The 24,989-nt window shown below is 75.7% G+C and carries 21 protein-coding genes; 11 read left to right on the forward strand and 10 right to left on the reverse strand.

The window, feature by feature from the left end:
- The 5 genes from ACFV2S_RS33140 to ACFV2S_RS33160 form a co-directional block, all read left to right on the forward strand.
- On the forward strand, positions 1-1,386 hold a 1,386-nt coding region (locus ACFV2S_RS33140; protein WP_385567877.1), incomplete at its 5' end, for an FGGY family carbohydrate kinase.
- A 149-nt stretch (positions 1,387-1,535) separates the two neighbouring features.
- Positions 1,536-2,918 carry an FAD-dependent oxidoreductase gene (locus tag ACFV2S_RS33145; RefSeq protein WP_385567882.1) on the forward strand — a complete coding sequence of 461 codons (1,383 nt, stop codon included), beginning with the start codon at positions 1,536-1,538 and terminating at the stop codon, positions 2,916-2,918.
- The gene (locus tag ACFV2S_RS33150) at positions 2,915-4,123 is read left to right on the forward strand and encodes an FAD-dependent oxidoreductase (protein WP_385567885.1); all 1,209 of its coding nucleotides are present in this window, start codon (positions 2,915-2,917) and stop codon (positions 4,121-4,123) included. The genes ACFV2S_RS33145 and ACFV2S_RS33150 overlap by 4 nt, the downstream gene beginning before the upstream one ends.
- Before the next feature lie 55 nt (positions 4,124-4,178).
- Positions 4,179-4,655: an NUDIX domain-containing protein gene (locus ACFV2S_RS33155; protein ID WP_385567888.1), complete on the forward strand. Its 477-nt coding sequence runs from the start codon at positions 4,179-4,181 to the stop codon at positions 4,653-4,655.
- Positions 4,656-4,717: 62 nt separating this feature from the next.
- Entirely contained in the window at positions 4,718-4,948 is a 231-nt protein-coding gene (locus ACFV2S_RS33160) for a hypothetical protein (protein ID WP_383798233.1), read from the forward strand.
- A gap of 10 nt (positions 4,949-4,958) precedes the next feature.
- On the opposite strand, the gene ACFV2S_RS33165 is transcribed toward ACFV2S_RS33160, so the two are convergent.
- Both ACFV2S_RS33165 and ACFV2S_RS33170 read right to left on the reverse strand, forming a co-directional pair.
- Positions 4,959-6,164 carry a cytochrome P450 gene (locus tag ACFV2S_RS33165; RefSeq protein WP_385568022.1) on the reverse strand — a complete coding sequence of 402 codons (1,206 nt, stop codon included), beginning with the start codon at positions 6,162-6,164 and terminating at the stop codon, positions 4,959-4,961.
- A 116-nt stretch (positions 6,165-6,280) separates the two neighbouring features.
- Entirely contained in the window at positions 6,281-8,182 is a 1,902-nt protein-coding gene (locus ACFV2S_RS33170) for an NAD-binding protein (protein ID WP_385568026.1), read from the reverse strand.
- 339 nt (positions 8,183-8,521) lie between these two features.
- Here ACFV2S_RS33170 and ACFV2S_RS33175 point away from each other — a divergent pair, with 339 nt between their 5' ends.
- On the forward strand, positions 8,522-9,787 hold the full coding sequence (locus ACFV2S_RS33175) for a D-alanyl-D-alanine carboxypeptidase family protein (RefSeq protein WP_385567894.1): 1,266 nt from the start codon (positions 8,522-8,524) through the stop codon (positions 9,785-9,787).
- Between the two features lie 235 nt (positions 9,788-10,022).
- Here ACFV2S_RS33175 and ACFV2S_RS33180 read toward each other — a convergent pair whose 3' ends face one another.
- Together ACFV2S_RS33180 and ACFV2S_RS33185 are read right to left on the reverse strand one after the other, a co-directional pair.
- Positions 10,023-12,410, reverse strand: a complete 2,388-nt coding sequence (locus ACFV2S_RS33180) for an ATP-binding cassette domain-containing protein (protein ID WP_385567898.1) — start codon at positions 12,408-12,410, stop codon at positions 10,023-10,025.
- Between the two features lie 115 nt (positions 12,411-12,525).
- Positions 12,526-12,771 carry a DUF5133 domain-containing protein gene (locus ACFV2S_RS33185; protein WP_383797621.1) on the reverse strand — a complete coding sequence of 82 codons (246 nt, stop codon included), beginning with the start codon at positions 12,769-12,771 and terminating at the stop codon, positions 12,526-12,528.
- A 144-nt stretch (positions 12,772-12,915) separates the two neighbouring features.
- Here ACFV2S_RS33185 and ACFV2S_RS33190 point away from each other — a divergent pair, with 144 nt between their 5' ends.
- A complete protein-coding gene (locus tag ACFV2S_RS33190) occupies positions 12,916-13,953 on the forward strand; it encodes an NAD-dependent epimerase/dehydratase family protein (RefSeq protein ID WP_385567903.1) in 1,038 nt (345 codons plus the stop codon).
- Between the two features lie 11 nt (positions 13,954-13,964).
- On the opposite strand, the gene ACFV2S_RS33195 is transcribed toward ACFV2S_RS33190, so the two are convergent.
- Positions 13,965-14,828, reverse strand: a complete 864-nt coding sequence (locus ACFV2S_RS33195; protein ID WP_385567907.1) for a glutathione S-transferase C-terminal domain-containing protein — start codon at positions 14,826-14,828, stop codon at positions 13,965-13,967.
- Positions 14,829-15,281: 453 nt separating this feature from the next.
- Here ACFV2S_RS33195 and ACFV2S_RS33200 point away from each other — a divergent pair, with 453 nt between their 5' ends.
- The 4 genes from ACFV2S_RS33200 (at position 15,282) to ACFV2S_RS33215 (ending at position 19,270) form a co-directional block, all read left to right on the forward strand.
- Positions 15,282-15,737 carry an RrF2 family transcriptional regulator gene (locus ACFV2S_RS33200; RefSeq protein WP_383797618.1) on the forward strand — a complete coding sequence of 152 codons (456 nt, stop codon included), beginning with the start codon at positions 15,282-15,284 and terminating at the stop codon, positions 15,735-15,737.
- 360 nt (positions 15,738-16,097) lie between these two features.
- Positions 16,098-17,459: an acyl-CoA dehydrogenase gene (locus ACFV2S_RS33205; protein WP_385567914.1), complete on the forward strand. Its 1,362-nt coding sequence runs from the start codon at positions 16,098-16,100 to the stop codon at positions 17,457-17,459.
- Positions 17,460-17,596: 137 nt separating this feature from the next.
- Positions 17,597-18,469, forward strand: a complete 873-nt coding sequence (locus tag ACFV2S_RS33210; protein ID WP_385567917.1) for a universal stress protein — start codon at positions 17,597-17,599, stop codon at positions 18,467-18,469.
- Positions 18,470-18,607: 138 nt separating this feature from the next.
- Positions 18,608-19,270 (forward strand): CAP domain-containing protein, encoded by a 663-nt coding sequence (locus tag ACFV2S_RS33215; RefSeq protein WP_385567921.1) that lies wholly within the window; start codon positions 18,608-18,610, stop codon positions 19,268-19,270.
- Between the two features lie 4 nt (positions 19,271-19,274).
- On the opposite strand, the gene ACFV2S_RS33220 is transcribed toward ACFV2S_RS33215, so the two are convergent.
- From ACFV2S_RS33220 to ACFV2S_RS33240, 5 genes are all read right to left on the reverse strand, one after another.
- Positions 19,275-20,744: a sigma-70 family RNA polymerase sigma factor gene (locus ACFV2S_RS33220; protein WP_385567924.1), complete on the reverse strand. Its 1,470-nt coding sequence runs from the start codon at positions 20,742-20,744 to the stop codon at positions 19,275-19,277.
- Positions 20,745-20,831: 87 nt separating this feature from the next.
- Entirely contained in the window at positions 20,832-21,125 is a 294-nt protein-coding gene (locus ACFV2S_RS33225) for a hypothetical protein (protein ID WP_383797613.1), read from the reverse strand.
- 79 nt (positions 21,126-21,204) lie between these two features.
- Positions 21,205-23,424, reverse strand: coding sequence for an NADP-dependent isocitrate dehydrogenase (locus tag ACFV2S_RS33230; protein WP_385567928.1), 2,220 nt, complete (start codon positions 23,422-23,424; stop codon positions 21,205-21,207).
- 43 nt (positions 23,425-23,467) lie between these two features.
- Complete coding sequence (locus tag ACFV2S_RS33235; RefSeq protein WP_385567932.1) at positions 23,468-24,541, reverse strand: phosphatase PAP2 family protein; 1,074 nt, start codon at positions 24,539-24,541, stop codon at positions 23,468-23,470.
- A gap of 126 nt (positions 24,542-24,667) precedes the next feature.
- Positions 24,668-24,961 (reverse strand): hypothetical protein, encoded by a 294-nt coding sequence (locus ACFV2S_RS33240; protein WP_385567936.1) that lies wholly within the window; start codon positions 24,959-24,961, stop codon positions 24,668-24,670.
- Between the last annotated feature and the right edge of the window lie 28 nt (positions 24,962-24,989).

A 24,989-nucleotide genomic window follows, 5' to 3' on the forward strand; every position in this document is an offset into this window, starting at 1 on the left:
CTGGCCACCGTGAGGGCGCGGCTCGGGCCCGCGTACCTCCCCGGCGGACTGGTCGCGGCGCTCCCGCGTGAGGTTTACGACTCGGTGGTCGCCGCCGGGCGCGCGGCGCTCGCCGAGGCGGACACCCGCGTCGTCGCCGTGGGCCTGGCCAACCAGGGCGAGACCGTGCTCGCCTGGGATCCCGCCACCGGGCAGCCGCTCACCGACGCCCTCGTCTGGCAGGACCGCCGGGCCGCCTCCGTGTGCGCGGAGCTCGACGCCCGGGCCGAGGAGCTGCGCCGGATCACGGGCCTTCCGGTCGACCCGTACTTCGCCGCGCCGAAGATGGCCTGGATCCGCCGTCACGCCACCGGCGCGGGCGTCGTCACCACCAGCGACGCGTGGCTCGTCCACCGGCTCACCGGCGCGTTCGTCACCGACGCGGCGACCGCGGGACGGACCGGCCTCCTCGACCTGGACACGGTCGCCTGGTCGGAGACCGCGCTCGACCTGTACGGGCTCGGCGGCGAGTCGCTCCCCCGGGTCGTGGACTGCGACGCCCCCGTCGGCACCACCACCGCGTTCGGCCCCCCGCTGCCGCTCACCGGCCTCCTGGTCGACCAGCAGGCCGCGCTGCTCGCCCAGAGCGCCGACGACCCCGCCGCCGCCAAGTGCACGTACGGCACGGGCGCCTTCCTCCTCGCCCGGACCGGACCCGAGCCCCGGCGCACCGCCTCCGGTCTGGTGAGCTGCGTGGCCTGGCGGCTCGGCGGACGCGTCACTCACTGCCTCGACGGCCAGGTGTACACCGTGGCCTCGGCCGTGCGCTGGCTCACCGACCTGGGCGTGATCAGCGGCGCCGACGCGCTCGACTCCGTGGGCGGCGGAGTGCCGGACAGCGGCGGCGTCACCTTCGTCCCCGCGTTCGCGGGGCTCGCCGCGCCCTGGTGGCGGGGTGACGTGCGCGGCTCGCTCACCGGTCTGGGCCTCGACACCGGGCCGGGCCATCTGGTGCGCGCCCTGTGCGAGGGCATCGCCGCGCAGGTCGTGGAACTCGCCACGGCCGCCGCGGCGGACCGGGGCGCGCCGCTGACCGCGCTGCGCGCCGACGGTGGTCTGACGCAGTCGGCCCTGCTCATGCAGACCCAGGCCGACCTGCTGCAACGGCCCGTCGAGGTGGCCTCGCTGCCCGACGCCACGGCGCTCGGGGTCGGCGCGGCCGCCCGGCTCGGCCACCGGCCGGGGCTCTCGCTCCGCGAGGCCGTGCCGGAGTGGAAGCCCTCGGCCGTGTACGAGCCGAGCATCCCGGCCGCCGAGGCGGCCGAGCGCCTCGGACGCTTCCGCGCGGCGGTGTCGGCACTGGTGGAGCGGTCGGAGGGCACGCCGGCCGCCGGCGGAGTCGCGTGAGCGTCACGCGGAACGGGCGGGCCCCCGCCGGTGAGCGGACTGAGCCGTTCCCCGGCGGCGAGGCCGGGGACGTCACGCGGAACGGGCCGCGTCCCGGCGGTCGAGCCGGGGACGTCACGCGGAGCGGGCCGCTCCCCGGCGGTGAGGACGTGGCGTACGACGTCGTGGTCGTCGGCGCGGGGGTCGTCGGATCCGCGATCGCCCGCGCGCTGGCCCGCCATCCCCTGCGGATCGCGCTCGTGGAGGCCGCGAACGACGTCGGCGACGGGACCTCGAAGGCCAACACGGCCCTTCTGCACACGGGTTTCGACGCCGTGCCCGGCACGCTGGAGGCCCGGCTCGTCCGTGAGGGACACCGCCTGCTGGGCGGGTACGCCCGGGAGGCGGGCATCCCGGTGGAGCCGCTCGGCGCGCTGCTCGTCGCCTGGGACGAGGAGCAGCTGTCCGCGCTCCCCCGCCTCGCCGCGAAGGCCGCGCGCAACGGCCACCGCACCACCCGGATGCTCGGGGCCGCCGAACTGGCCGCGCGGGAACCGCACCTGGGGCCCGGCGCGCTGGGCGCGCTCGAAGTGCCGGGCGAGTCGGTGATCTGCCCGTGGACGACCACCCTCGCCTACGCCACCCAGGCCGTCCGCTCCGGCGTCGACCTGCATCTGAACTGCCGGGTGGAGAAGGTGCGTCCGGGTGATCCGTACCACCGGCTCGTCACCCGGCGCGGGGTGCTGCGGACCCGCCTCCTCGTCAACGCCTGCGGTCTGCACGCCGACGCCTTCGACGCGCTGGTCGGCCGGGAGGACTTCACCGTCACCCCGCGCCGCGGCCAGCTGCTCGTCTTCGACAAGTTCGCCCGCGACCTGGTCCGGCACATCCTGCTGCCGGTCCCCGGGCCGCTCGGCAAGGGCGTGCTCGTCTCACCGACGGTGTACGGGAACGTCATGCTCGGCCCCACCGCCGAGGACCTGCGCGACAAGACCGCGACGGGCACGACGGCGGAGGGGCTCGCCGGGCTGCGGGAGCAGGGCGGCAGGATCCTTCCCGCGCTGCTCGACGAGGAGGTCACCGCCGTGTACGCGGGACTGCGGGCCGCCACCGGGCAGGAGGACTACCGGATCGCCGCCCATCCCGCGCTGCGCTACGTGACGGTGGGCGGGATCCGTTCCACCGGGCTCACCGCCTCCCTGGCCATCGCCGAGCACGTCCTCGGGCTCCTCGCGGACTGCGGCCTCGAACCCGGCCAGGACCGCCCGCTCGCCCCGGTCCGGATGCCCAACCTCGGCGAGGCCTTCCCTCGTCCGTACCGCGACGCCGGACTCATCGCGCGCGATCCGGAGTTCGGGACGATCGTCTGTCACTGCGAGCGGGTCACCCGCGGCGAGATCCGGGCCGCGCTCGCCTCGACGATCCCGCCCGGCGGGCTCGACGGGCTGCGGCGCAGGACGCGTGCCCGGGGCGGTCGCTGCCAGGGCCACCACTGCGGCGCGGAGGTACGGGCGCTGTTCGAGCGGCGGGCGTACGGAGAGGGGGCCGGGTGAACCGGACGGTGGACGTCCTCGTGGTGGGCGCGGGACCCGCCGGGCTCGCCGCGGCGGCCCGGCTCGCGGCGGCGGGCGCGGGCCGCGTCGAGGTCCTGGAGCGGGAGGCCGCGGCGGGCGGGGTGCCGCGCCACTGCGCACGGCCGGGGTTCGGCGCGGACTCCCGGGGGCGTGCCCTGGACGGCCCGGCGTACGCCCGGCGCGCGGTGCGGCGGGCGCTGCGGGCGGGGGCGACCGTCCGTACCGGGGTGTCCGCCACGGGCTGGGCCGGGCCGCTCACCCTGGACGTGACCTCCCCGACCGGACTCGAACGCGTCCGGGCCCGCGCGGTGGTCCTCGCCACGGGCGCCCGTGAGCGCCCCCGCAGCGCCCGGCTCGTCCCGGGCACGCGACCCGCCGGGGTGCTGACCACGGGCGAACTCCAGCGGATCGTCGCCCGGTTCGGGCCGGGCCGGGAGCACATCGGACGACGGGCCGTGGTCGTCGGCGGCGACCCCGTGGCCCGCGGCGCGGTGCGGGCGCTGCGCACGGCCGGCGTGGACGTGGCGGCCGTCGTCACCGGACTCGCCTCCCCCGCGGTCGCCTTCGCGGGGGTCCCGGTCCTGACCGGTGCCGTCGTGACGGAGCTGCTCGGGCGCGGCCGGCTGACCGGGGTCGCGGTGCGGGGCGGGGACGGGCGGGCGACCGTACTGCGCTGCGACACGGTGGTGTTCACGGGTGACTGGATCCCGGACCACGAGCTCGTCCGCACCCGCGGACTGCCCCTCGCCCCGGGCACCCGGGGCCCCGTGACGGACCGGGACTTCCGCACCGCCGAGCCGGGCGTCTTCGCCGTCGGCAACCTCCTGCGCGGGGTGGAGCCGGCGCTCGTGGCGGCCGCCGAGGGGCGGACGGCGGCGGCGGCCGTGCTCGAACGGCTCGCCGGGGGCCCCTGGCCGCGGGCCGGTGTCCCCGTGACGGCGGCCGGTCCGCTGCGGTGGGTGACGCCCGGGCTCCTCGGTCCCGGTCCCGCTCCGCTGCTCGTCCGGCCGGAGCGGCGGCTCGTACGCCCCGTCCTGACCGTCACCCAGGACGGCGTCGAGCTGGGGCGGGAACGGCTGGGCGGGACGCTGGTCCCCTGGCGCTCGGTACGGCTCGGGGCGCGGTGGACGTCCGGTGTGACGCTCTCCGGCGGGCCGGTGACACTCGGCGCCGAGGAAGAGTGACGGCCCCCCGCACGGGGTGGGTGCGGCGGCCGGGCCTTTCGGACAGACTGGACGCATGCCGGACAAGCGCAGTGCGGGTCTCCTGGTCTTCCGCCGTACGACGGGCGGTGGCGTCGAAGTCCTCATCGGTCACATGGGCGGCCCCTTGTGGGCGTCCCGCGAGGAGGAGGCCTGGTCGATCCCCAAGGGGGAGTACGAGCCCGACGAGGCCCCGGAGGCCGCGGCGCGCCGCGAGTTCCGGGAGGAGCTGGGTCTCCCGGCGCCGGAGGGCGCGTGGTTGGCGCTCGGGGAGGCCCGCCAGCGGAGCGGAAAGCTCGTCACCGTGTGGGCCGTGGAGGGCGATCTCGACCCGGCGGCCGTGGTGCCGGGGACCTTCTTCATGGAGTGGCCGCCCCGGTCCGGGGTGCGGGGGGAGTTCCCTGAGATCGACCGGGTGGGCTGGTTCGCTCCGGAGGCCGCCGCTCCGCTGCTCGTGTCCGGGCAGCGGGTCTTCCTGGAGCGGCTTGCGGCGCACCTCGGCGGGCGGGCCTGAGCCCGATTGTCAGACCCGTACGAGAGGGTGGTGAGCGCCGAACTGTCGAGAGGGAGCCCGACATGACCACGATCACCGCCACCGAGCGCGCGGCGGCCCAGGCGTACCTGCGGCTGCTCGAGTCCACGCAGGCCGTGCTGACCGACCCCCAGCTGGCTCCGTACGCGGGGGTGATGCTCACTCATCCGATGGCGGAGGCGGACGAGGCGCTGCGCGCCGCCGGCCTCGCGGGGAACGAGGACCGGCTGCTGCGCCTCGTCTCCGCCCTGCGGACCTCCCCCGCCCCCGCCTGAGCCGCCGCCGTCAGCCGCCCGGGCGGACGGGGAGGGCGCGGACGCTGTTGCCGACGAAGCCCGCGTGGGGCGCCAGCTCGGATTCCGGGACGGCCAGGTCCAGGTCGGGGAAGCGGGTGAAGAGCGCCTCCAGGGCGATCGCGGCCTCCATCCGGGCGAGCGGCGCGCCCAGGCAGTAGTGGGGGCCGTGACCGAGCGAGAGGTGCTTCGCCTCCGTGGCGCGGGTGATGTCGAAGCGGTCCGCGTCGGGGCCGTGCGCCGTGGTGTCGCGGCCGGCCGCGGAGTATCCGGCGAGGACGGGGGTCCCCCGGGGGATGAGGGTGCCGTCGACGGTGAGGTCGCGGGTGGGGTACCGGAACGGGAAGTAGCTGACCGGGCTGTCCCAGCGGAGGGTCTCCTCCACGACGTCGGCCCACCCGGCGCGGCCCCCGGTGACGAGGGCGAGCTGGTCGCGGTGGGCGCAGAGCGCGCGGACCGCGTTGGTGACGAGGTTCAGCGTCGTCTCGTGGCCCGCGATGATCATCAGGAGCAGGGTGCCGATGAGCTCGGGCTGGCTGAGCCGGTCGCCGCCCTCGTCGCGGGCGGCGATGAGGGCGCTGGTGAGGTCCTCGCCGGGGGCGGCGGCCTTGGCCGCGGCGATGGCACCGAGGAGTTCGACGAGTTCCCGGTTGGCGGCGACGGCCCGCGCGGGCTCGGTGTCGGTGGCGACGACCAGGCTGGAGAGGTGGTGCAGCCGGTCCTGGTGGGCCGGGTCGACGCCGAGGAGCTCGCAGATGACGCCGAGCGGCAGGGGAAGCGCGTAGTGGCGGCGCAGATCGGCGACGCCGTCGCCCTCCCGGGCGGCCTCGGCGAGTCCTTCGAGGAGTCCGGCGGTGACCGTCTCGACGCGCGGGCGGAGCTCCTCGACCCGGCGGGCGGTGAAGGCGCTGCTGACCAGGGTGCGCAGCCGGCGGTGGTCGGCCCCGTCCGCGGTGGTCATGCCGGGCACGGTGGCGAAGGTCCGCAGCGGCCAGCCGTCGGGTATGCGGCCCTCGGTGAGGGCGGTGAAGTGCCCCGGCCCCTTGGCGACATCGGGGTGGGAGAGGAAGTCGCGCAGCGCGTCGTGGCCGAGCACCGCCATGCCCTCGATCCCGCCGGGCAGGAGTACGGGGGCCACGGCGCCCTCGGCGAGCAGCCGGGCGTTGGCCGCGTGCGGGCAGCCGCCCGCCGGGTCCATGACGTGCGGCGGCCGGGCGGCGTCCGGGGTGGCGTCCGGGGTGGTGTGCGGGGTGTTCAACGAAGGCACTCCTGACTGCGGATGCGGCGCGATCTCGGCACGTGGGCGGTCAGATCCTACGGTCGACCGCGCTCGGCCCGTGCGGAGTCGTCCGGGACGCCGCGGTCCTCCCGGCCGCCCCGGCCCAGGAGTTCGGCGAGGCCGCGGCGGGTGGCGGCCACCACCACCCGGTCCTCCGCCCCGAGGAGCCGTTCCGGCCGGAGGCGCCACCCCTCGCCGGAGCCGCCGGGTCCGTCGAGGGCGATGACCCGCCAGGCGCCGGGGCGGAAGGCCTCGGCCACCGTCCGGCCGTCCAGGAGGGGATGGTCGGCGACGTCCACGGCGGCGAAGAGCAGGACGCGGCGCTCGACCGGTACGGCTCCGAGGACCTCGCGGCCCATCATCGCCCCGGCGAAGGCGGGCGCGGCGAGGTGGGAGACGCTGCGGCTTCGGGTGAGGGCCCCGGGGTGGGCGGTGCGCAGGGTGCGGAACACGGCGGTGGCGAAGTCGTCGTCGAAGAGGCGGAGGACGACCCGCAGCCCGGGGGTGACGGCGCGGGCGGAGAGCGCGGCCTCCAGGTTGGTGATGTCGACGCTGGTCAGGGCGAGGAGGGCGTGGGCACGGTGGATGCGGGCGGCCTCCAGGACGCCCTCCTCGGTGACGTCGCCGATGACGGTGGGGACGCGGAGCCTGCGGGCGACGGCGACGCCCCTGGCCTCCGGGTCGGACTCGACGCAGACCACGGGGATGCCGAGCCCGCGGAGCCGGGCGAGGACGCGCGTGCCGACCTTGCCGAGCCCGAGGAGGACGACGTGCCCGGAGAGCCCGCGCGGCGGGCGGCGGAGCGAGGTCGCGGTCCGGAACGTGCCGAGGCCTTCGAGGAGGGCGGCGACGATCACCGGGAGCAGCAGGAGGCCGACGAACCCCGCGAGGATCTGCAGGACCTGACGGCCGGTCGGTTCGCCGACGGCCGGGTCGCCGATGGCGAAGATGTCGAGGAGCGTCAGGTAGGCGGCGTGCAGGGGGTGGTCGCCGGTGGTGAAGGTGGAGGCGAGGGCGAGCGCGAGGACGGCGGCGACGGCGCCCGCGAGGGACCAGCGCAGGCGGCGGGAGAAGAGCGAGGCGACGGGCAGCGCCGAGGCGGCGAGACGCGCCGGGTGGAGGGGAGGGCCCGCCGGAGTGACCGCTTCGAGGGTGACCGCGGCCCGTCCGGTGGCCGCGGCGACGGTGCGGTCGTCGGGCAGGAGCCGGGGGCCCGCCTCGCCGCTGTGCTCGGATCCCTCGCAGCCCACCGGGTCGCCCGCGGTGGCGGACAGCAGCGCGAGCGTGCAGAGCCCGGGGTCGGGGGCCCGGCCCGCGACGGGCGGCCGGTCGACGGCGTGCAGCAGCAGTCCCCCGGCCTGGACCACCTTGCTGGTGCCGGCGACGGCTGCCGCGGCCAGGCCGGGGGCGGCCGTGTCGACGTCGGAGAGGACGGTGGTGGCGGCGTCGAGCTTCTCGGGGTCGAGGCCGGGTTCGGCGACGGCGGCGGCCTGGTCGAGGAGCGTCTCCAGGTGCTGGCCGAGCTTGCGGTTGTAGAGGCGGATCACCAGGCGCAGCCGGGGGTTGAGACGGCGGGCGGTGAGGGCGGCCCGGATGTTGGTCTCGTCGTCCTCGTGGACGAGGGCGAGGGCTGCCGCGCGCTCCACCCCGGCGTCCGCCAGGGCCCGGTCGTCCGCCTCGGCGGACTCGACGACCCGCGGGGCTCCGGCCGGGTCGGCGCCGTCCCCGGGGGATCCGGCCGCGGTTCCCGCGCCGGTGGTGCGGGTGACGGCGGCGGTCACCCGGCCGAAGAGGGCGAGCGCCCGGCCGGCGCGGCCCTCGGGTGCCCGGGGCGCGCCGGGCGGTACCGGCACCAGGAGGGTCACCTGCTCCCCGTACACCTCGTGGAGCTCGCGCGCCAGGCGGTGGGCGAGGGCGTCGTCCCCGCACACGATCATGTGCCCGTCGGGGGCGGTGCGGGACGGCTGCCCGGTCCGGAGCGCGGGCGCGCCGAAGGGCCCGGCGGGCGTCCCGGCCTCCCGGGCGGGGCCGGGGACGGGCCGGGCCGCCGGTTCGACGGGGGCCGGTCCGGTCGCACGGGCCGGAACGGCGTTGCTCTGGTCGGGGTATGAGGGCACGTCACAAGGATGCCCTGTGCCGCCGACGGCGGGCCGGGGACCTCGGGCGTCCGGACACCACCCGGGCGGACGCACGACGCGCCGCCGTACGCCACACCCGCTACGCCGGTCGGCGCACTCCGATCTGCGCGCTCCGCGCCTCCTTCCTACGGTGACTGAATGATCGTCACGTCAGCTGTTCGTCATGCCGCCGCCGGCTCCGCGGCGCTGCTGTTCGTGCTGCCCGTTCCGGCGGCCGTCGCCTCTCCCGCCGGCCCGGTGCCGCGCGCCGTGTCCTCGGTCGGGGAGCCCACCCCGCCGGCCCGCCGGCACGTCGACCCGGCGCGGCTCGGCCGGAAGGGCACCCAGGTGCAGCGCCTGGCGGGCGCGCCCGAGATGCCCTCGGTCTCCGCGCTCTCCTGGGTGGTGGCCGACGCCTCCACGGGCGAGGTGCTCGCCGCGCGGAACGCGCACCGGAGGCTGCCGCCGGCGAGCACCCTCAAGACGCTGTTCGCGCTGACCGCGCTCCCCCACCACGGGCCCTCGGAGCGGCACACCGTGGCCGACGCCGAGCTGGAGGGGATCGGGGCCGGCAGCAGCCTCGTCGGCGTGAAGGAGGGGTACACGTACAAGGTCTCCGACCTGTGGAACGGTGTCTTCCTCAGCTCGGGCAACGACGCCGTGCACGTCCTGGCGGAGATGAACGGCGGCTGGGAGTCGATGACCCGGCAGATGCAGGAGAAGGCCCGCTCGCTGGGGGCCGAGGACACCCACGTGGTCTCCCCCGACGGTTACGACGCCCCCGGCCAGGTGTCCTCCGCGTACGACCTGGCGGTCTTCGGCCGGGCCGGGCTCCAGGACCCGGCCTTCGCCCGGTACTGCTCGACGTCGTACGCGGACTTCCCCGCGGGCTCCTGGTCGTACGGCATCGCCAACACCAACCGGCTGCTGACGGGCGCGGACGGGGTGGAGCGCTATCCCGGGCTCCTCGGGATCAAGAACGGCTACACGAGCAACGCGGGCAACACCCTGGTCTCGGCGGCCCGGCGCGGCGACCGGACGCTCGTGGTGTCGGTGATGAACCCGCAGGAGGGCGGCGGGTTCGCCGTGTACGAGGAGGCGCGGTCGCTGCTCGACTGGGGCTTCGAGGCGGCGGGACGGGTGGAGCCGGTGGGCTCCCTCGTGCCGGTGCGGGCGAAGGCCGCGGCCGACCCGGGCACGCGGACCGTGTCGGTGGCCCGTGAGAAGCCCGCCCGGGCGGCGGCTCCCGGGCGGGCGGCCGGCGCGGGGGCGGAGGCGGTGACCCCGCCGGCGGCGAAGTCCACGGTGGCGGAGGCGGAGGCGGAGGGTCCGTCGGCGGGGCTGCCGCTGGCCCTGGTGGCCTCGGCCTGCGCCGCCGCGCTCGCCCTGTGGGGATGGCGGCGCAGGACGGCTCACCAGGCCTGACGGCCTGCCGGGGCGTCGGCCGTGCGGCGCGGCCGTGGACCCCGGCCGTGCCGGTGGCGGTTCGGCGCGGGCCGCCCGGTCCGGTTTCCAGCCTGCGGGATCACCGTCCGGGACCGGCCCGGACGGTGTTCCCGAGGAGCCGAGCGACCGCTCCAGGACGGGCCGGAGCGGTGACCCGGGCGCGGGACCGGGCGGCGGCCCGGGCCGGGAGCGGTCTCGGGTCGCCGCCGGTGGGTCAGGCGCCGACGTACTCCGCGAGATGCTCGCCGGTGAGGGTGGAGCGGGCCGCGACGAGATCGGCGGGCGTGCCCTCGAAGACGATCTTCCCGCCGTCGTGGCCCGCGCCGGGCCCGAGGTCGATGATCCAGTCGGCGTGCGCCATGACCGCCTGGTGGTGCTCGACGACGATGACCGACTTGCCGGAGTCCACGAGCCGGTCCAGGAGGCCGAGGAGCTGTTCCACGTCGGCGAGGTGGAGGCCGGTCGTCGGCTCGTCGAGGACGTAGACGCCGCCCTTGTCGCCCATGTGCGTGGCCAGCTTCAGCCGCTGCCGCTCGCCGCCCGAGAGCGTGGTGAGCGGCTGGCCGAGGCTCAGGTAGCCGAGTCCGACGTCGGCGAGCCGGGCGAGGATGCGCTGGGCGGCGGGCGTCTTCGCCTCGCCGGAGCCGAAGAACTCCTCGGCGTCGGTCACGGACATGGCGAGGACCTCGCTGATGTCCCGCCCGCCGAGGAGGTATTCGAGGACCGAGGGCTGGAACCGCTTCCCCTCGCAGTCCTCGCAGGTCGAGGAGACGCCTGCCATCATTCCCAGGTCGGTGTAGATGACGCCCGCGCCGTTGCAGGTGGGGCAGGCGCCCTCGGAGTTGGCGCTGAACAGCGCGGGCTTGACGCCGTTGGCCTTGGCGAAGGCCTTGCGGATCGGGTCGAGCAGCCCGGTGTACGTGGCGGGGTTGCTGCGCCGTGAGCCGCGGATCGCGCCCTGGTCGACGGAGATCACCTCCTCCCCGGAGGGGATCGACCCGTGGACGAGCGAGCTCTTGCCGGAGCCGGCGACGCCGGTGACGACGGTCAGCACGCCGAGCGGGATGTCGACGTCGACGTCGCGCAGGTTGTGGTTGGAGGCGCCGCGGATCTCCAGGGCGCCGGTGGGCGTGCGCACCGAGTCCTTGACGGAGGCCCGGTCGTCGAGGTGGCGGCCGGTGACGGTGCCGGCGGACCGCAGTCCGTCGACGGTCCCCTCGAAGCAGACGGTGCCGCCCGCCGTGCCGGCGCCGGGGCCGAGGTCGACGACGTGGTCGGCGATGACGATGGCCTCGGGCTTGTGCTCCACGACGAGCACGGTGTTGCCCTTGTCGCGCAGCTGGAGCAGCAGGTCGTTCATCCGCTGGATGTCGTGCGGGTGCAGGCCGATGGTGGGCTCGTCGAAGACGTACGTGACGTCGGTGAGCGAGGAGCCGAGGTGGCGGATCATCTTGACGCGCTGCGCCTCGCCTCCGGAGAGCGTGCCCGAGGGCCGGTCCAGGGAGAGGTAGCCGAGGCCGATCTCCACGAACGAGTCGAGGGTCAGCTGGAGCGCCGTGAGCAGCGGCGCCACGGACGGCTCGTCGAGGCCTCGGACCCAGTCGGCGAGGTCGCTGATCTGCATCGCGCAGGCGTCGGCGATGCTGATCCGCCGGATCTTCGAGGCCCTGGCGCCCTCGCTGAGCCGGGTGCCGTCGCAGTCGGGGCAGGTGGTGAAGGTGACGGCGCGCTCCACGAAGGCCCGGATGTGGGGCTGCATGCCCTCCTTGTCCTTGGCGAGGAAGGACTTCTGGATGCGCGGGATCAGACCCTCGTAGGTCATGTTGATCCCGGCGATCTTCATGCGTTCCGGCTCGTGGTGGAGGAAGTCCGCCAGTTCCCTCTTGGTGTACTTGCGGATGGGCTTGTCCGGGTCGACGAGGCCCGACTCGGTGTACAGCCGGTAGTTCCAGCCGCCCGGCGTGTAGCCGGGGATGGTGAGCGCGCCCTCGGCGAGCGACCGGGTGTCGTCGTAGAGCTGGGTGAGGTCGATGTCGGAGACCGTGCCCCGGCCCTCGCAGCCCGGACACATGCCGCCGGTGCGCTCGAAGGTGGCGCGCTCGGTCTTCCTGGTGCCCCGCTCGACCGTGATGGCGCCGCTCGCGCGGACCGAGGGGACGTTGAAGGCGTAGGCGCTGGGCGGGCCGATGTGCGGCTTGCCGAGCCGGCTGAAGAGGATCCGCAGCATCGCGTTGGCGTCGGTGGCGGTGCCGACGGTGGAGCGGGGGTCGGCGCCGAGGCGCTGCTGGTCGACGATGATCGCGGTCGTCAGGCCTTCGAGGACGTCGACCTCGGGCCGGGCGAGGGTGGGCATGAAGCCCTGGACGAAGGCGCTGTACGTCTCGTTGATCAGCCGCTGCGACTCGGCCGCGATCGTGTCGAACACGAGGGAGCTCTTGCCCGAGCCGGAGACGCCGGTGAAGACCGTGAGCCGGCGCTTCGGGATCTCGATGCTCACGTCCTTGAGGTTGTTCTCGCGTGCGCCGTGGACGCGGATCAGGTCGTGCCGGTCGGCGGCGTGGGGTGCGGACGCCTGCGCGTCCGCCCTCGGGGCCTTGCTCATCGTGTCTCCAGCGTTCGCGCGGGTCGTGACGGTGTGCCTTCGCGTCCGGGGCCGGTCGCGCCGGGGCCGACGCGTGCGGCGCGCGCGTCGGGCACGTGGGCGAAGGTCATGACGGTCACGCTAGTGGCGGCACGACGGCCACGCTTCTCGATTCCTGATCCCCTCCGGTTGTCACGTACCGCTCCGCGGCGAGGACGGCCGCGGAGGCGGTGCGCTCTCCCATCAGGACGCACAGGGTGTACGCCGTGTCCTCGAAGCGCCGGCGGGCCGACAGGTCGCACGGCCTGTCCAGCACGGTCCGCTCCTGTGCGCGGAAATGCCGGAGCAGCCGGTCGACGGTGTTCCTGTCGGGCAGCAGCATGGCCGTTTCTCCTGTCTCCTGAGTCGCTCCATGTTCCCGGCCGTCGGCCACCCCCGCGAACCGTACGGCCACGGTGCGTGACCGCCCCGCTGCGGCGCCGCCTCCGGAATGCGCTTCCGCGCCCCATGGCGGAGGGTCGGAGACATGAACCCGAGCACGCTTTCGCGCGTCGTCGTCACGGGCGCCACCGGCAACGTGGGTACGAGCCTGGTCCGGGCCCTGGCCCGGGATCCGGCCGTGGGTTCGGTCCTCGGTCTCGCCCGTCGCCGGCCGGGACTGGAACTCCCGGGGGTGGAGTGGGAGGAGCTGGACCTCTCCCGGGAGGGGGACGCGCCCCGGCTCGCGCAGCACGTGGCGGACGCGGACGCGGTGGTGCACCTGGCCTGGCGGTTCGGGCCGACCCACGACCCCGTGGAGACCTGGCGGACGAACGTCCTGGGGGCGGTCCGCGTCTTCGACGCGGTGGCGGCGGCACGGGTGCCGGTCCTGGTGCACGCCTCGTCGGTGGGCGCCTACTCCCCCGGACCCGAGGGCGGCGCGCCGGTGTCCGAGGCGTGGCCGACGCACGGCTGGCCGGGCGCCGCGTACACCCGGGAGAAGGCCTACCTGGAGCGGGTCCTCGACACCTTCGAGCGGGACCATCCGCAGACCCGGGTGGTCCGGATGCGTCCGGCGTTCCTCTTCAAGGAGGAGTCGGCGAGCGGGCAGCGGCGGATCTTCGCCGGACGGTTCTTCCCCGGACAGCTGGTGCGGCCCGATCTGCTGCCGCTGCTGCCGGAGTTCGACGGGCTGCGGTTCCAGGTCCTGCACACGGACGACGCGGCCGACGCGTACCGCAGGGCGCTCCTGCGGGACGTGCGGGGCGCGTTCAACCTGGCGGCGGAGCCGGTGATCGACGGCGCGGTGCTGGGCGGGATGCTGGGCGCCCGGCCGGTGAAGGTGCCCGCGGGCGCGGTACGGGGGGCGGTGGCGGCGGCCTGGCGGCTGCGGCTCGCCGCGGCGTCACCGGGGCTGTTCGACGCGCTGCGGCACCTGCCCCTGCTCGCCACCGAGCGGGCCCGGCGGGAGCTGGGGTGGGAGCCGGCGGCGAGTTCGGTGGAGGCCCTGGAGGCCTTCCTGCGCGGGGTCCGCGCGGGTGCGGGCGACGACACGGGCCCCTTGGCGGGGCACCGCATCGGCTGACGCCCGGCGGGTCAGCGCCGGGCGGCGGACCAGTCGACGATCCGTATCCCGGCGCCCGCGGCCTCCCGGCCCCGGCAGTGGGCGCGGTGGCGGCGCAGGACGGCGTCGATGTCGAGGTGGCGGGCGAACTCGGGGCGGGCGGCGAGGCGCTGGGCGTAGGCCCACAGCGCGGTGTGTCCGGCGACCCGGTCCATGGCGGCGGCGTCGAGGTGCCAGCGGTGGACGGTGTCGAGCTGGACGAGGGTGACCCAGACGTGCACGTCGGCGGCGGTCGGCGCGTCGCCGAGGACGTACGGCCGGTGGGCGAGGCGGCGTTCCAGGGATCCGAGGGCGGAGAAGAGCACGGTGAGCGGGTCGCGGTGGGCGGCCTCGCCGTCGAGTCCGAGCTCGCCGGCGCGCTGGGCGGCGCGGTTGACGCTGCGCTCGCAGAGGTCGGCGACGGCCTCGACGGCGTGGCGGTGCTCCTCGGGCAGCAGGTCGGGTCCGTCGCCGCGGAAGCGCAGGGCGAGGTCGCGCAGGATGTCGGGGACGTGGGTGCTGACGATCCGTCCGGTCCATCCGTCGCTGAGCACGGGTGCGGCGGCCGGCCCGGTGTAGAGGTGGGCGCTCGCCTCGTACAACGGCCGGAGCACGGTGTACCCGCCGTCGGGTGTGTCGGGGGTGTCGGGGAGGACGGTGAGCGGGAGCGTGTCGTCGAGTCCGAGCAGGCCGTGGGTGAGGGCGATGCTCAGACACCGGGGGTCGGCCGGGTCGACGTGGAGGCGGTAGCGGTGCGGCACGGCGTAGTGGCCGCTGCTCGCGTCGCGGCCGATCCTGCCCCGGAAGGCGGGAGTGGCGGAGGCGGGCAGGAGCGAGGACGGGACGACGACGGACATGCTTCTCCCTCGGGGGTGCTCGGTGCTGGGCCGGGCGGCGCGCGGGGCCCGGGTCACGACGGTGTGACGCGGGGGGTCGCGCGGGGCCCGGAGGCAGCAGAGGTACGGGAAGAGGAGACGGGCGGACCGCGGCGGGCGTCCGGGGACGGGCCTGGGGTTCAGGCCTCGGTGGCCGGGGGGACGCCCGGGCGGGAACGGCGACTCGCGGCGCTGCAGACCCGCAGCAGATCGATGTGCCGGCGGGACGTGAGGGGCAGCGAGCGCGGGAGGGGCGCGGCGGGCGAGGTGTCCCTCCGGCCGGTGCGTCCCATGGTTTCCTACCTGTTCGCTCGGTTTTCCCGTCCATGAGTGTCCGGCCGGTCACGAGTGACGTCAAGGGTGCGGTACGGCTCGTCCCACGCGCCGCGGCCCGTGCGCACGGATCCGGTCACGCCCGTGCGGAATAATGCGCGCATGCGCATTTCAGCCAGGGCCGACTACGCCGTGCGGGCCGCCCTCCAGCTCGCCGCAGCCCAGGACGCGGGGCCGCTGAAGGCCGAGGCCATCGCCGGGGACCAGGACATCTCGCACAAGTTCCTGGAGGGCATCCTCGGCGACATGCGCAAGGGCGGTCTGGTGCAGAGCCAGCGCGGCGGCAACGGCGGGTACTGGCTGGCGCGGCCCGCCGAGACGATCTCGGTCGCGGACGTCATCCGCTGCGTGGAGGGCCCCCTGGTCTCGGTGCGCGGGGAGCGGCCGCCGGACCTGTCGTACACGGGTCCCGCGGAGTCGCTGCTCACGCTGTGGATCGCGCTGCGGGCGAGTGTCCGCGGGGTGCTCGGGGTGTCGCTCGCGGAGCTCGCGGCGGCGGAGCTCCCGGCGGAGATCGTCGCGCTCGCGGACGACCCCGAGGCGTGGACCAACCCCTGACCGCTCGAAGGGCCGGCCCCGGCGCGGGTGCCACGGGCACCCGCTCGCACGGCTCTCCGCGCCGCGGGTCCCACCGCAGCCCGCTCTTGCGGCTCACTCCGCCGCGGGTGCCACCGCCGCCCACTCCTGCGGCTCACTCCGCCGCGGGTCCCACCCCAGCCCCCTCTCACGGCTCGCTCCGCCGCGGGTGCCACCGCCGCCCGCCGGGAGGTCAACCCGCCGTCACCTGCGTGGACCTGACGGCGTCTCGTCGGTCGATACGTCCCTGTCCAGCCCGTGGACGCCCCTTGGGCTCCGGCGGTCGCCTCTGCCAGTATCCCTACTGTTCCAGTGGGAATACTAGGGATCAGGTGAGGTGACGTGAGTACGCCGAGGAGATCGCCGAAGAGACCAGCGATACGCACCGCCTCCGCAGCGCCCGGCCGGTGCGCGGACCGGCCCGCCGACCGGTCCGCCGACGACGAGATCTGGCCCCGCGTCACCCGCGAGCTGGCCGACGACCTGGCCGTCGACGCCCTCGCCCGGGACCGCGCAGGAAAGGCGCCCTTCGACGAGGTCGCCCGGCTCCAGGAGGCCGGTCTGCCCGCCCTCCTCACCGCACCGGGACCGAGCCGGCGGGGCGCGGACCTGCGGGCCGCCTGCGCGGTCGTGCGCGAGATCTCCGCCGCCGACAGCTCCGTCGGCGAACTCCTCGCCCATCACTACGCCCTGTCGTGGAGCAGCCGCTTCTTCGGCCCCGCGCACGACACCGGCGACACGCGCTCCCCCCGCGCGCTCTCCCTCGACGTGTGTACGGCGGAGGAGCGCTGGCTGCTCGCGGGCGGCGTGGAACCGCCGCGCGCCGAGTCCGACCCCGGTCTGGTGCTCACCCCCGCCGACGGCCCCGGCGGCGGCTGGATCCTCGACGGGCGCCGCACCTTCGCCTCCGGGGTGACGGTCGCGGACCGGCTCGTCGTCGGCGCGCGCCCCGGCGGCACCGGCGACCTGCTCGTGGTCCTCGTGGACCCGGCCCACCCGGGGGTGTTCACCGACGCCGGTACGGACCGGGTCGGCCAGCGTCTGGCCGGGGCGGGCACCGTCACCTTCGACCACGTCCCGGTGGACCCCGGGCACGTCCTCGGGGCCCTGCCCCACGACGAGCACGCCGTCGCGCCGTTCACGACCCTCGCGCCGCTCGCCCTGCGGCTGCTCCTCGTCCAGGTCGGACTCGGCATCGCCGAGGGGGCGCTCGCCGAGGCCCGGGACATCAGCCGCGCCGGCCAGGCGGGCCCGGTTCCCGGCGATCCCGCGGGAGGCCCTTCGGCCTCGGGCGGCGCCGCGCCCGTCGGCGCGGGGGACGACCCGTACCTCCTCCTCGCCTACGGGGAGCTGGCCACCGCCGCGCACGCCGCCGCCGCGGTGGTGGAGCGGGCCACGGACGCCCTCGCCCGGGGGCTGCTCGCCGAGTGGGCGCTCGGCCTGGAGGAACGCGCCGACATCGCCGTCCTCGTGGCGGCGGCCGAGACCGTCAGCGGCCGGGCGGCCGTCCACATCACCACCCGCATCCTCGAACTCGTCGACGGCACGGCGGGCGCCGACTCCCGCAGCGGCGGGCCGGGCTTCGACCGCTTCTGGCGCAACGCCCGCGCGCTGACCGCCCCCACCCAGGCGGCCCACCGGCTCCGGGACATCGGGGACCACTACCTCAACGGCACGCACGCCCGGCTCACCCTGCTGGCCTGAGCGCCCGGGGGAAAGGGACGGACGGTCCGGCATGTCGGGACGTCCGGCCCTCTCGCGGGGCTGCCGTCGGGCCCAAGCTGGTGCGAGGAGGGCCGGCCGCCGGGCGGGCCCGTCACCGCACCGACGGAGGCAGCCTGATGAGTCGTGAGATCGTCGCAGGAGTGGACGGTTCCCCGGAGAGCCTCGCCGCGGCCGACTGGGCCGCCCGCGAGGCCCTGCGCCGGGGCCTCCCGCTACGGCTCGCGCACGCGTGGCGCTGGGAACCGCTCGACCTCCCCCTCGTCCAGGACCCCGAGGAGCAGCAGCGCACGGCGTACGCCGTCCTGCGCGCGGCCGAGGCCACCGTCGCCGATCGTCACCCCGGGCTGACGCTCACGGCCGAGGTGCTCCCCGACACCCCGGTCGCCGCGCTGCTCGGCACCGAGGAGCGGGCGGAGATGCTCGTCATCGGCTCGCGCGGCCACGGCGCCGTCACGGGCTTCCTGCTCGGCTCGTACGGGCAGCAGATCATCGCCGGGGCCACCCGCCCCGTCGTGGCCGTGCGGTCCCGCGACGGCGAGCAGGCCGAACCGCCCGCGGGGTACGTGCTCGTCGGCCAGCACGGCAGCCCGGAGGACAGCGCGGCGGCGCTCGGCTTCGCCTTCGGGGCCGCCGCCGCGCGCGGGGCCTCGGTGCGGGCCGTGCGCGCGTGGAGCCTTCCGCCGCTCTTCGCCTACAGTCCGGCCTCGATGCGGCTGGCGGACGAGGCCGGCGGTCTCGTCCCGTACGAGGAGAAGGCGCTGCGCGAGGCGCTGGCCCCCTGGCGCGAGCGCTACCCCGACGTGCCGGTCGCCGAGCACGTGGAGCTGGGCAGCGCGGGACAGGTGCTGCTGTCGGTCTCGGGTGGCGCGCAGCTCCTGGTGGTCGGCCGGCGGGCCCGGCGCGGGGCGGTCGGCCCGCGGATCGGTTCCGTCGCGCACGCGGCGCTGCACCTCGCGCCGTGTCCGGTGGCGGTGATCCCGCAGGGCTGACAGGCTCGGACGCGGGTTGACACGCCGCGTTGACGAGGAGTGTCGGGGTGGCCGGGGCGGGACAGTCTTACCGCCGTCGCCCCGGTGGCTCTCCCAGCGCCGGACCGTCCGGCGACCTCGGCGAGAGAGCGGAGCTCCATGCGGCACCACGACCGTCCCGGCCACTCCGAAGACCCTGCACCCGGCTCCCCCTTCACCGGCCCCCGGCCCCCCGGCCCGGCCGGACGCGCCGTCGGCCGGCACCGCAGAAGGGGCGGGCCGGGGCGGCTCCGGCCGTCCTTCCGCACCGCCGTCACCCTCGCCGGGGCAGCGGCCGGCGTGCTCACGGTGCTGACGGGGATGTACGTGGCCACGCCCGCGACCGGTACGACGGCCGCGGCCGCCCCGGACCGGGCTCCGGCGGCCGGCTGGACGGTCCCGCGGTACGTCCGGGACGTCGTGGAGCTCGCCAACGCCGAGCGGGAGAAGGCCGGGTGCGGCCCGCTGCGCTCCGAGCGGCGGCTGCGGGCCGCCGCGCAGGCGCACGCCGACGACATGGCGGCCCGCGACTACTACGAGCACCGCAGCCCGGAGGGCCGGGACGCCGGCGACCGCATCAGCGGCGCCGGGTACGCCTGGTCGACGTGGGGGGAGAACATCCACCGCGGGCCGAAGACCCCGGAGCGGGCCATGGCCGACTGGATGGACAGCCCGGGCCACCGGGCGAACATCCTCAACTGTTCGTTCAAGGACATCGGAGTGGGGGTGGCCCTCGCCGCCAACGGACCGTGGTGGGTGCAGGACTTCGGCGCCCGCCGCTGAGCGGTCAGGAGGCGGGGGCGGCCAGCTTCTGCACCCAGATCCGGCCCCCGGGACCGGGCACCGTCGCCACACCGGTGTCCCGGTACCGGCAGTCGAGCATGTTCTCCTCGTGCATGGAGCCGTCCCGCCAGTCCTCCACGACGGTCTCCGGGTCGGCCGCGCCGCGTGCCAGGTTCTCGGCCCAGGCGCTCCAGTCGTATCCGGCGGCGGTGATCCTGGCGTCCGCGAAGTCGCCCTCGGGGCTGCTGTGGCCGTAGTAGCCGCGGGCGGCCATGTCCCGGGCGTAGCCCCGGGCCGCGGCGACCAGCCGGGGGTCGGTGCGCAGGGGGGCGCAGCCGGCCGCCGCCCGGAGCCGGTTGACGAGCGCGGTGACCCGCTCCCCCGGATCGGGTGCCGGGGTCGGGCGCGGGGTGCGCCGGGGCGTGGGGGTCGCGGTCGTGGGGGCGGGGACGGCGACGGTGGCCACGGGGCGCGGCGAGGCCGTGGCCGGTGCGGTCGTCTGCGGGGGTGCGGCGACCGGCCGGCCCGGCTTGACGTGCGCCTCCGGCTCCGGTGGTACGAGGAGGGCGACCGCGCCGAGGACGGCGACGGCCGCGGCCCCGGCGGCGGTGGCGCGCCGCAGCGGGCTCCAGCGGCCGGCGGGCTGCGGGGAGGTGTGGGCGGCGTACTCGATCGACGGCGCGTCGTGCAGCGAGGCGGCGGCCGTCAGGGGCGGGACGAGGCCGATGCCGACGAGGAGGCCCTCGACCGGGGCTAGCCCCCGGCGGCCGGCGGCTCGGGTGGTGCAGTCGGAGCAGGTCCGCAGGTGACGGGCGACCCGCTTGCGCCAGAGCGGGGAGGGCCGGCCGTCCCAGGTGGCGACGGTCTCGGCGAGTTCCGGGCACGGCGGGAGCGCGTCGAGGGCGCGGACCACGGCGCGGCCGGTGTCCAGGCGTTCCTTCATCCGCTGGACGCGGACGGCGGCGTGCTGCGGCGTGACGCCGAGGCCTTCGGCGAGCTCGGCGCGGGTGAGCTCGCCGGCGGCCTCGAGCCACCACAGGGCGAGGAGCTCGTGGTCGTCCTCGTCGAGCCAGCGGGTCGCCCGGGCCACGTCGCGGCGCTGTCCGGACAGGCCGAGGCGGAGGATGGTGAGCTCGGTGAAGTCGCCGGCCGGGTCGGCGAGGTCCGCGGCCCGGTCGAGGCCGGGGACGGGCGCCCGGCGGTGCTCGTGCCAGCGGCGCCGTATCCCGTTCATGGCGATGGCGACGAGCCAGGACCGGAAGCGCGACGGGTCGCGGAGGCCGGTGAGGCCGTCGAGGGCGCGGACCATCGTCTCCTGGACGATGTCGTCGGCGTCGGCGTGGCCGTCGAGGGCCCGGCCGACGATGTTGTGGACGAGCGGGAGGTGGTCGCGGACCAGTGCGTCCCTGGCGTCCGCGTCACCCGCCCTGGCCGCCTCTACCAGGGCGGTGGTGCGCCGCTCGTCGCTGTCCATGGGTGTGCTCCCTCATCCCTTGGTCCGAGTCCCCCGGAGGGGGAGACCCGCGGGCTTGGGAGGGATAACACTTTCTGCCGGACGCGGCTACACCGGTGGCGCCGCGGGCAGGGTCGGGACCGTGGCCCCGTTCCCCTCCCGGACGGCGGCCACGACGGCGTCGTGCAGGTCGCGGCTCTCCTCCTCCGATCCGCACGGAACGGGACTGCCCGACATGGTGAACCAGTCGGACGCGCCGCTGTACTGCACGGCCACGCGTGCCTCGCGCTCGACGAACGTCGTGTGCACGGTCAGATCGCCCGTGACGACACCCGCCTCGTCGGTCAGCACCCCACCTCGCCCGGTGTAGACACCGGCGGTCGTCCAAGATGCCCAGCTCATCCATCCAGGTTCACACCCGGACGTGAGAAGCGCCACTGACGGGACCGCCCGCCGCTGCCGACGGGGGTCTCGCGCCGGATCAGGCGAGGGACGCGACGGCCTCGTTGAACGTGGCGGACGGGCGCATCACGGCCGCGGCCTTGGCCGGGTCGGGCTGGTAGTAGCCGCCGATCTCGGCCGGGGAGCCCTGGACGGCGACGAGCTCGTCGACGATCTTCCGCTCGTTCGCCGTGAGGGTCTCCGCGAGCGGGGCGAAGGCCTTCGCCAGCTCCGCGTCCTCGGTCTGGGCGGCCAGCTCCTGGGCCCAGTAGAGGGCCAGGTAGAAGTGGCTGCCGCGGTTGTCGATACCACCGAGGCGACGGGTCGGCGACTTGTCCTCGTTGAGGAAGGTGCCGGTGGCGCGGTCGAGGGTGTCGGCGAGGACCTGGGCGCGGCTGTTGCCCGTGGTGGTCGCGAGGTGCTCGAAGGAGGCCGCCAGGGCGAAGAACTCGCCGAGGCTGTCCCAGCGGAGGTAGTTCTCCTTGACGAGCTGCTGGACGTGCTTCGGGGCGGAGCCGCCGGCGCCGGTCTCGAAGAGGCCGCCGCCCGCCATCAGCGGGACGACCGACAGCATCTTGGCGCTGGTGCCCAGCTCCAGGATCGGGAAGAGGTCGGTCAGGTAGTCGCGGAGGACGTTGCCGGTGACCGAGATGGTGTCCTCGCCGCGGCGGATGCGCTCCAGCGAGAACGTCGTGGCCTCGACCGGGGAAAGGATCTTGATGTCCAGGCCCTCGGTGTCGTGCTCCGGCAGGTACTGCTTCACCTTGGCGATGAGCTGCGCGTCGTGGGCGCGGTTCTCGTCCAGCCAGAAGACGGCCGGGGCGCCGGTGGCGCGGGCGCGGGTGACGGCGAGCTTGACCCAGTCCTGGATGGGCAGGTCCTTGGTCTGGCAGGCGCGGAAGATGTCGCCCTCGGCGACCTCCTGCTCCAGGACGACGTTGCCCTCGGAGTCGACCAGGCGGACGGTGCCGGCCTGCGCGATCTCGAAGGTCTTGTCGTGGGAGCCGTACTCCTCGGCCTTCTGCGCCATGAGGCCGACGTTCGGGACGGAGCCCATGGTCGACGGGTCGAAGGCGCCGTGGGCACGGCAGTCCTCGATGACGGCCTGGTACACGCCGGAGTAGCTGTGGTCCGGGAGGACCGCGAGGGTGTCGGCCTCCTGGCCGTCCGGGCCCCACATGTGGCCGGAGGTGCGGATCATGGCCGGCATCGAGGCGTCGACGATGACGTCGGACGGCACGTGCAGGTTGGTGATGCCCTTGTCGGAGTCGACCATCGCGAGGGCGGGGCCGTCGGCGAGCTCGGCGTCGAAGGAGGCCTTGATCTCGGCGCCGTTCGGCAGCGCGTCCAGGCCGCCCAGGACGGTGCCGAGGCCGTCGTTCGGGGACAGGCCGGCGGCGGCGAGCGCCTCGCCGTACGCGGCGAAGGTCTTCGGGAAGAAGGCGCGCACGACGTGGCCGAAGACGATCGGGTCGGAGACCTTCATCATCGTGGCCTTGAGGTGCACGGAGAAGAGCACGTCCTCGGCCTTGGCACGGGCGACCTGCTCGCCGAGGAAGGTGCGCAGGGCGGCGGCGCGCATGACGGCGGCGTCGAGGACCTCGCCCGCGATGACCTTCAGCGGCTCGCGGAGCTCGCTGACGGTGCCGTCGGCGGCGGTGAACTCGAAGCGGAGGGTGTCGTCCTGGGTGGCGACGGTGGACTTCTCCGTGGAGGCGAAGTCGTTCTCGCTCATCGTGGCGACGTTGGTCTTGGACTCGGAGGTCCAGGCGCCCATGCGGTGCGGGTGGGTCTTGGCGTAGTTCTTGACCGAGCCCGGCGCGCGGCGGTCGGAGTTGCCCTCGCGCAGGACCGGGTTGACGGCCGAGCCCTTGATCTTGTCGTAGCGGGCGCGGACGTCCTTGTCCTGCTCCGTCTTCGGGTCGTCCGGGTAGTCCGGGAGGGCGTAGCCCTGCGCCTGGAGCTCGGCGATCGCGGCCTTGAGCTGCGGGATCGAGGCCGAGACGTTCGGCAGCTTGATGATGTTGGCGCCGGGCGTCTTGGCCAGGTCGCCGAGCTCGGAGAGGGCGTCGGCGATGCGCTGGCCCTCCTCCAGGAACTCGGGGAAGACGGCGATGATGCGGCCCGCGAGGGAGATGTCACGCGTCTCGACCGTGACTCCGGCCTGCGAGGCATACGCCTGGATCACGGGCAGGAACGAGTACGTCGCCAGGGCAGGCGCCTCGTCAGTGTGGGTGTAGATGATGGTCGAGTCAGTCACCGGGTGCTCCGCTCCACGTCTGCGTATGCGAGATTGCTCGACATCAAGATATCTCGTGATCGAGGTCCTCCGTAAAGGGCCCCACGAGCTCGCCGTCGCGCGGGGCGCCCGCGGCTTCGACGAAGGGCCCTCCGAGCCGGTACGCGGCCGGGGGGCCGTCCACGTCCACGCGGCGGAGCACCGTGAGCAGGGTCAGACCCGCGGCGGCGACCACGCCCGCGGCGAGGGCCTGGCCGCAGCGGTGGGCGAGCCGGAGCTCGTCCGGGTCGTACGGGGCGGCGGCGGGCAGCGCGAGGGTGTCGCCGAGCAGCCAGAACCCGGCGCCGAGGCCGGCCAGGGCGAGGAGGGCGAGCGGGACGGTCGCGGGGAGGCCGGGCAGGGCGGGCCCGCGGGGCGGGCCGGGGCGGACCTGGCCCTTGCGGGCGATGACGGCGAGGAGGCCGGAGGTCACGGCGAGGACGACGAGGGCGGCGGCGATGACGTCGCCGGGCCGGTGGTGCCCGGTCGCGATGGTGTACGCGCCGACGGCGGCGGCCCACAGGGTGGCGGCGCCGACGGCGAGGGCCCGTGAGCGGTTGGGGACGACGAGGACCAGGCCGAGGGCGATCCCGAGGGCGAGGGTGGTCTGGACGCTGGGGAAGCCGCTCGGGACGAGGGCGCCGGCGGTGTCGACGGTCCGGGGGCGGGGGGCGTACCGCTGGAGGAGTCCGGTGACGGCGAGGGCGGTGACGACCCCTCCGGCGGCGGCGCCGGTGAGGGCGTACCGCTTGCGTATGAGGCCGACGGCGAGGAGGACGACGCAGCCGAGGACCAGGGAGAACGTGGTGAGCCCGGCGAGCGAGGGGTGGTCGCGGAGCACCGCGACGGCGACGGCGTCGGCTCGGCGGCCGGTCACGGCGGCGTCGCCCCAGCGGCGGCCGGTCGCGGTGAGCACGAGTCCCGCGTAGACGACCGTGAGGAGGAGGACGGCCCCGAGGCAGGCACGGCGGGTCCGGGTGCGGACCCGCGCGCTGAACGAGCCGGCGGCCTCGCCGGCCACGGCGGCGTACCACCAGGTGTCGGCGTTCTTGGGCGGCCTCGGGGAGCCGCCGGTGCGGAGCCTGTCGTAGGAAGCCATGCCCCGATTCGAACCCACGCCCGGCCGTGGCGCCCGCTGGAGGCACCCGAACGACACGCCGGGCGACGGCGTCCGCCCCGGCCGTGCGGACGGGCGGCCCCGGTGGGCGGTGCCGGGTGGGCGGTGTCAGGCGGCGGGAGCCGGGCGCTGGGACAGGGTCAGCAGGATCATCCCGGCGAGGAGCAGGCCCAGGGCGGCCCCCTGGGCGACGGCGCCGATCCCGCGGGGGGCGATCAGGGCCGTGGACGCCTGGAAGGCCGCCGAGCCCGCCACCGTGACCATCGCCCAGCCGAAGAGCCGGGGGCGGTGGACCCACCGCCGCTGCCAGGGCATCACCCAGCCCGTGCGGAGAGCGGCCACCCCGCCGGCCACCAGCAGTGCCGCGAGCACGGCGCTCGGGATCGCGAGATTCCAGGACACGGTCCACCCCCCGTCTCTCCGGCCCCAC

Origin of the sequence: Streptomyces sp. NPDC059695 (assembly GCF_042733785.1) — a bacterium.
Taxonomy (GTDB): domain Bacteria; phylum Actinomycetota; class Actinomycetes; order Streptomycetales; family Streptomycetaceae; genus Streptomyces.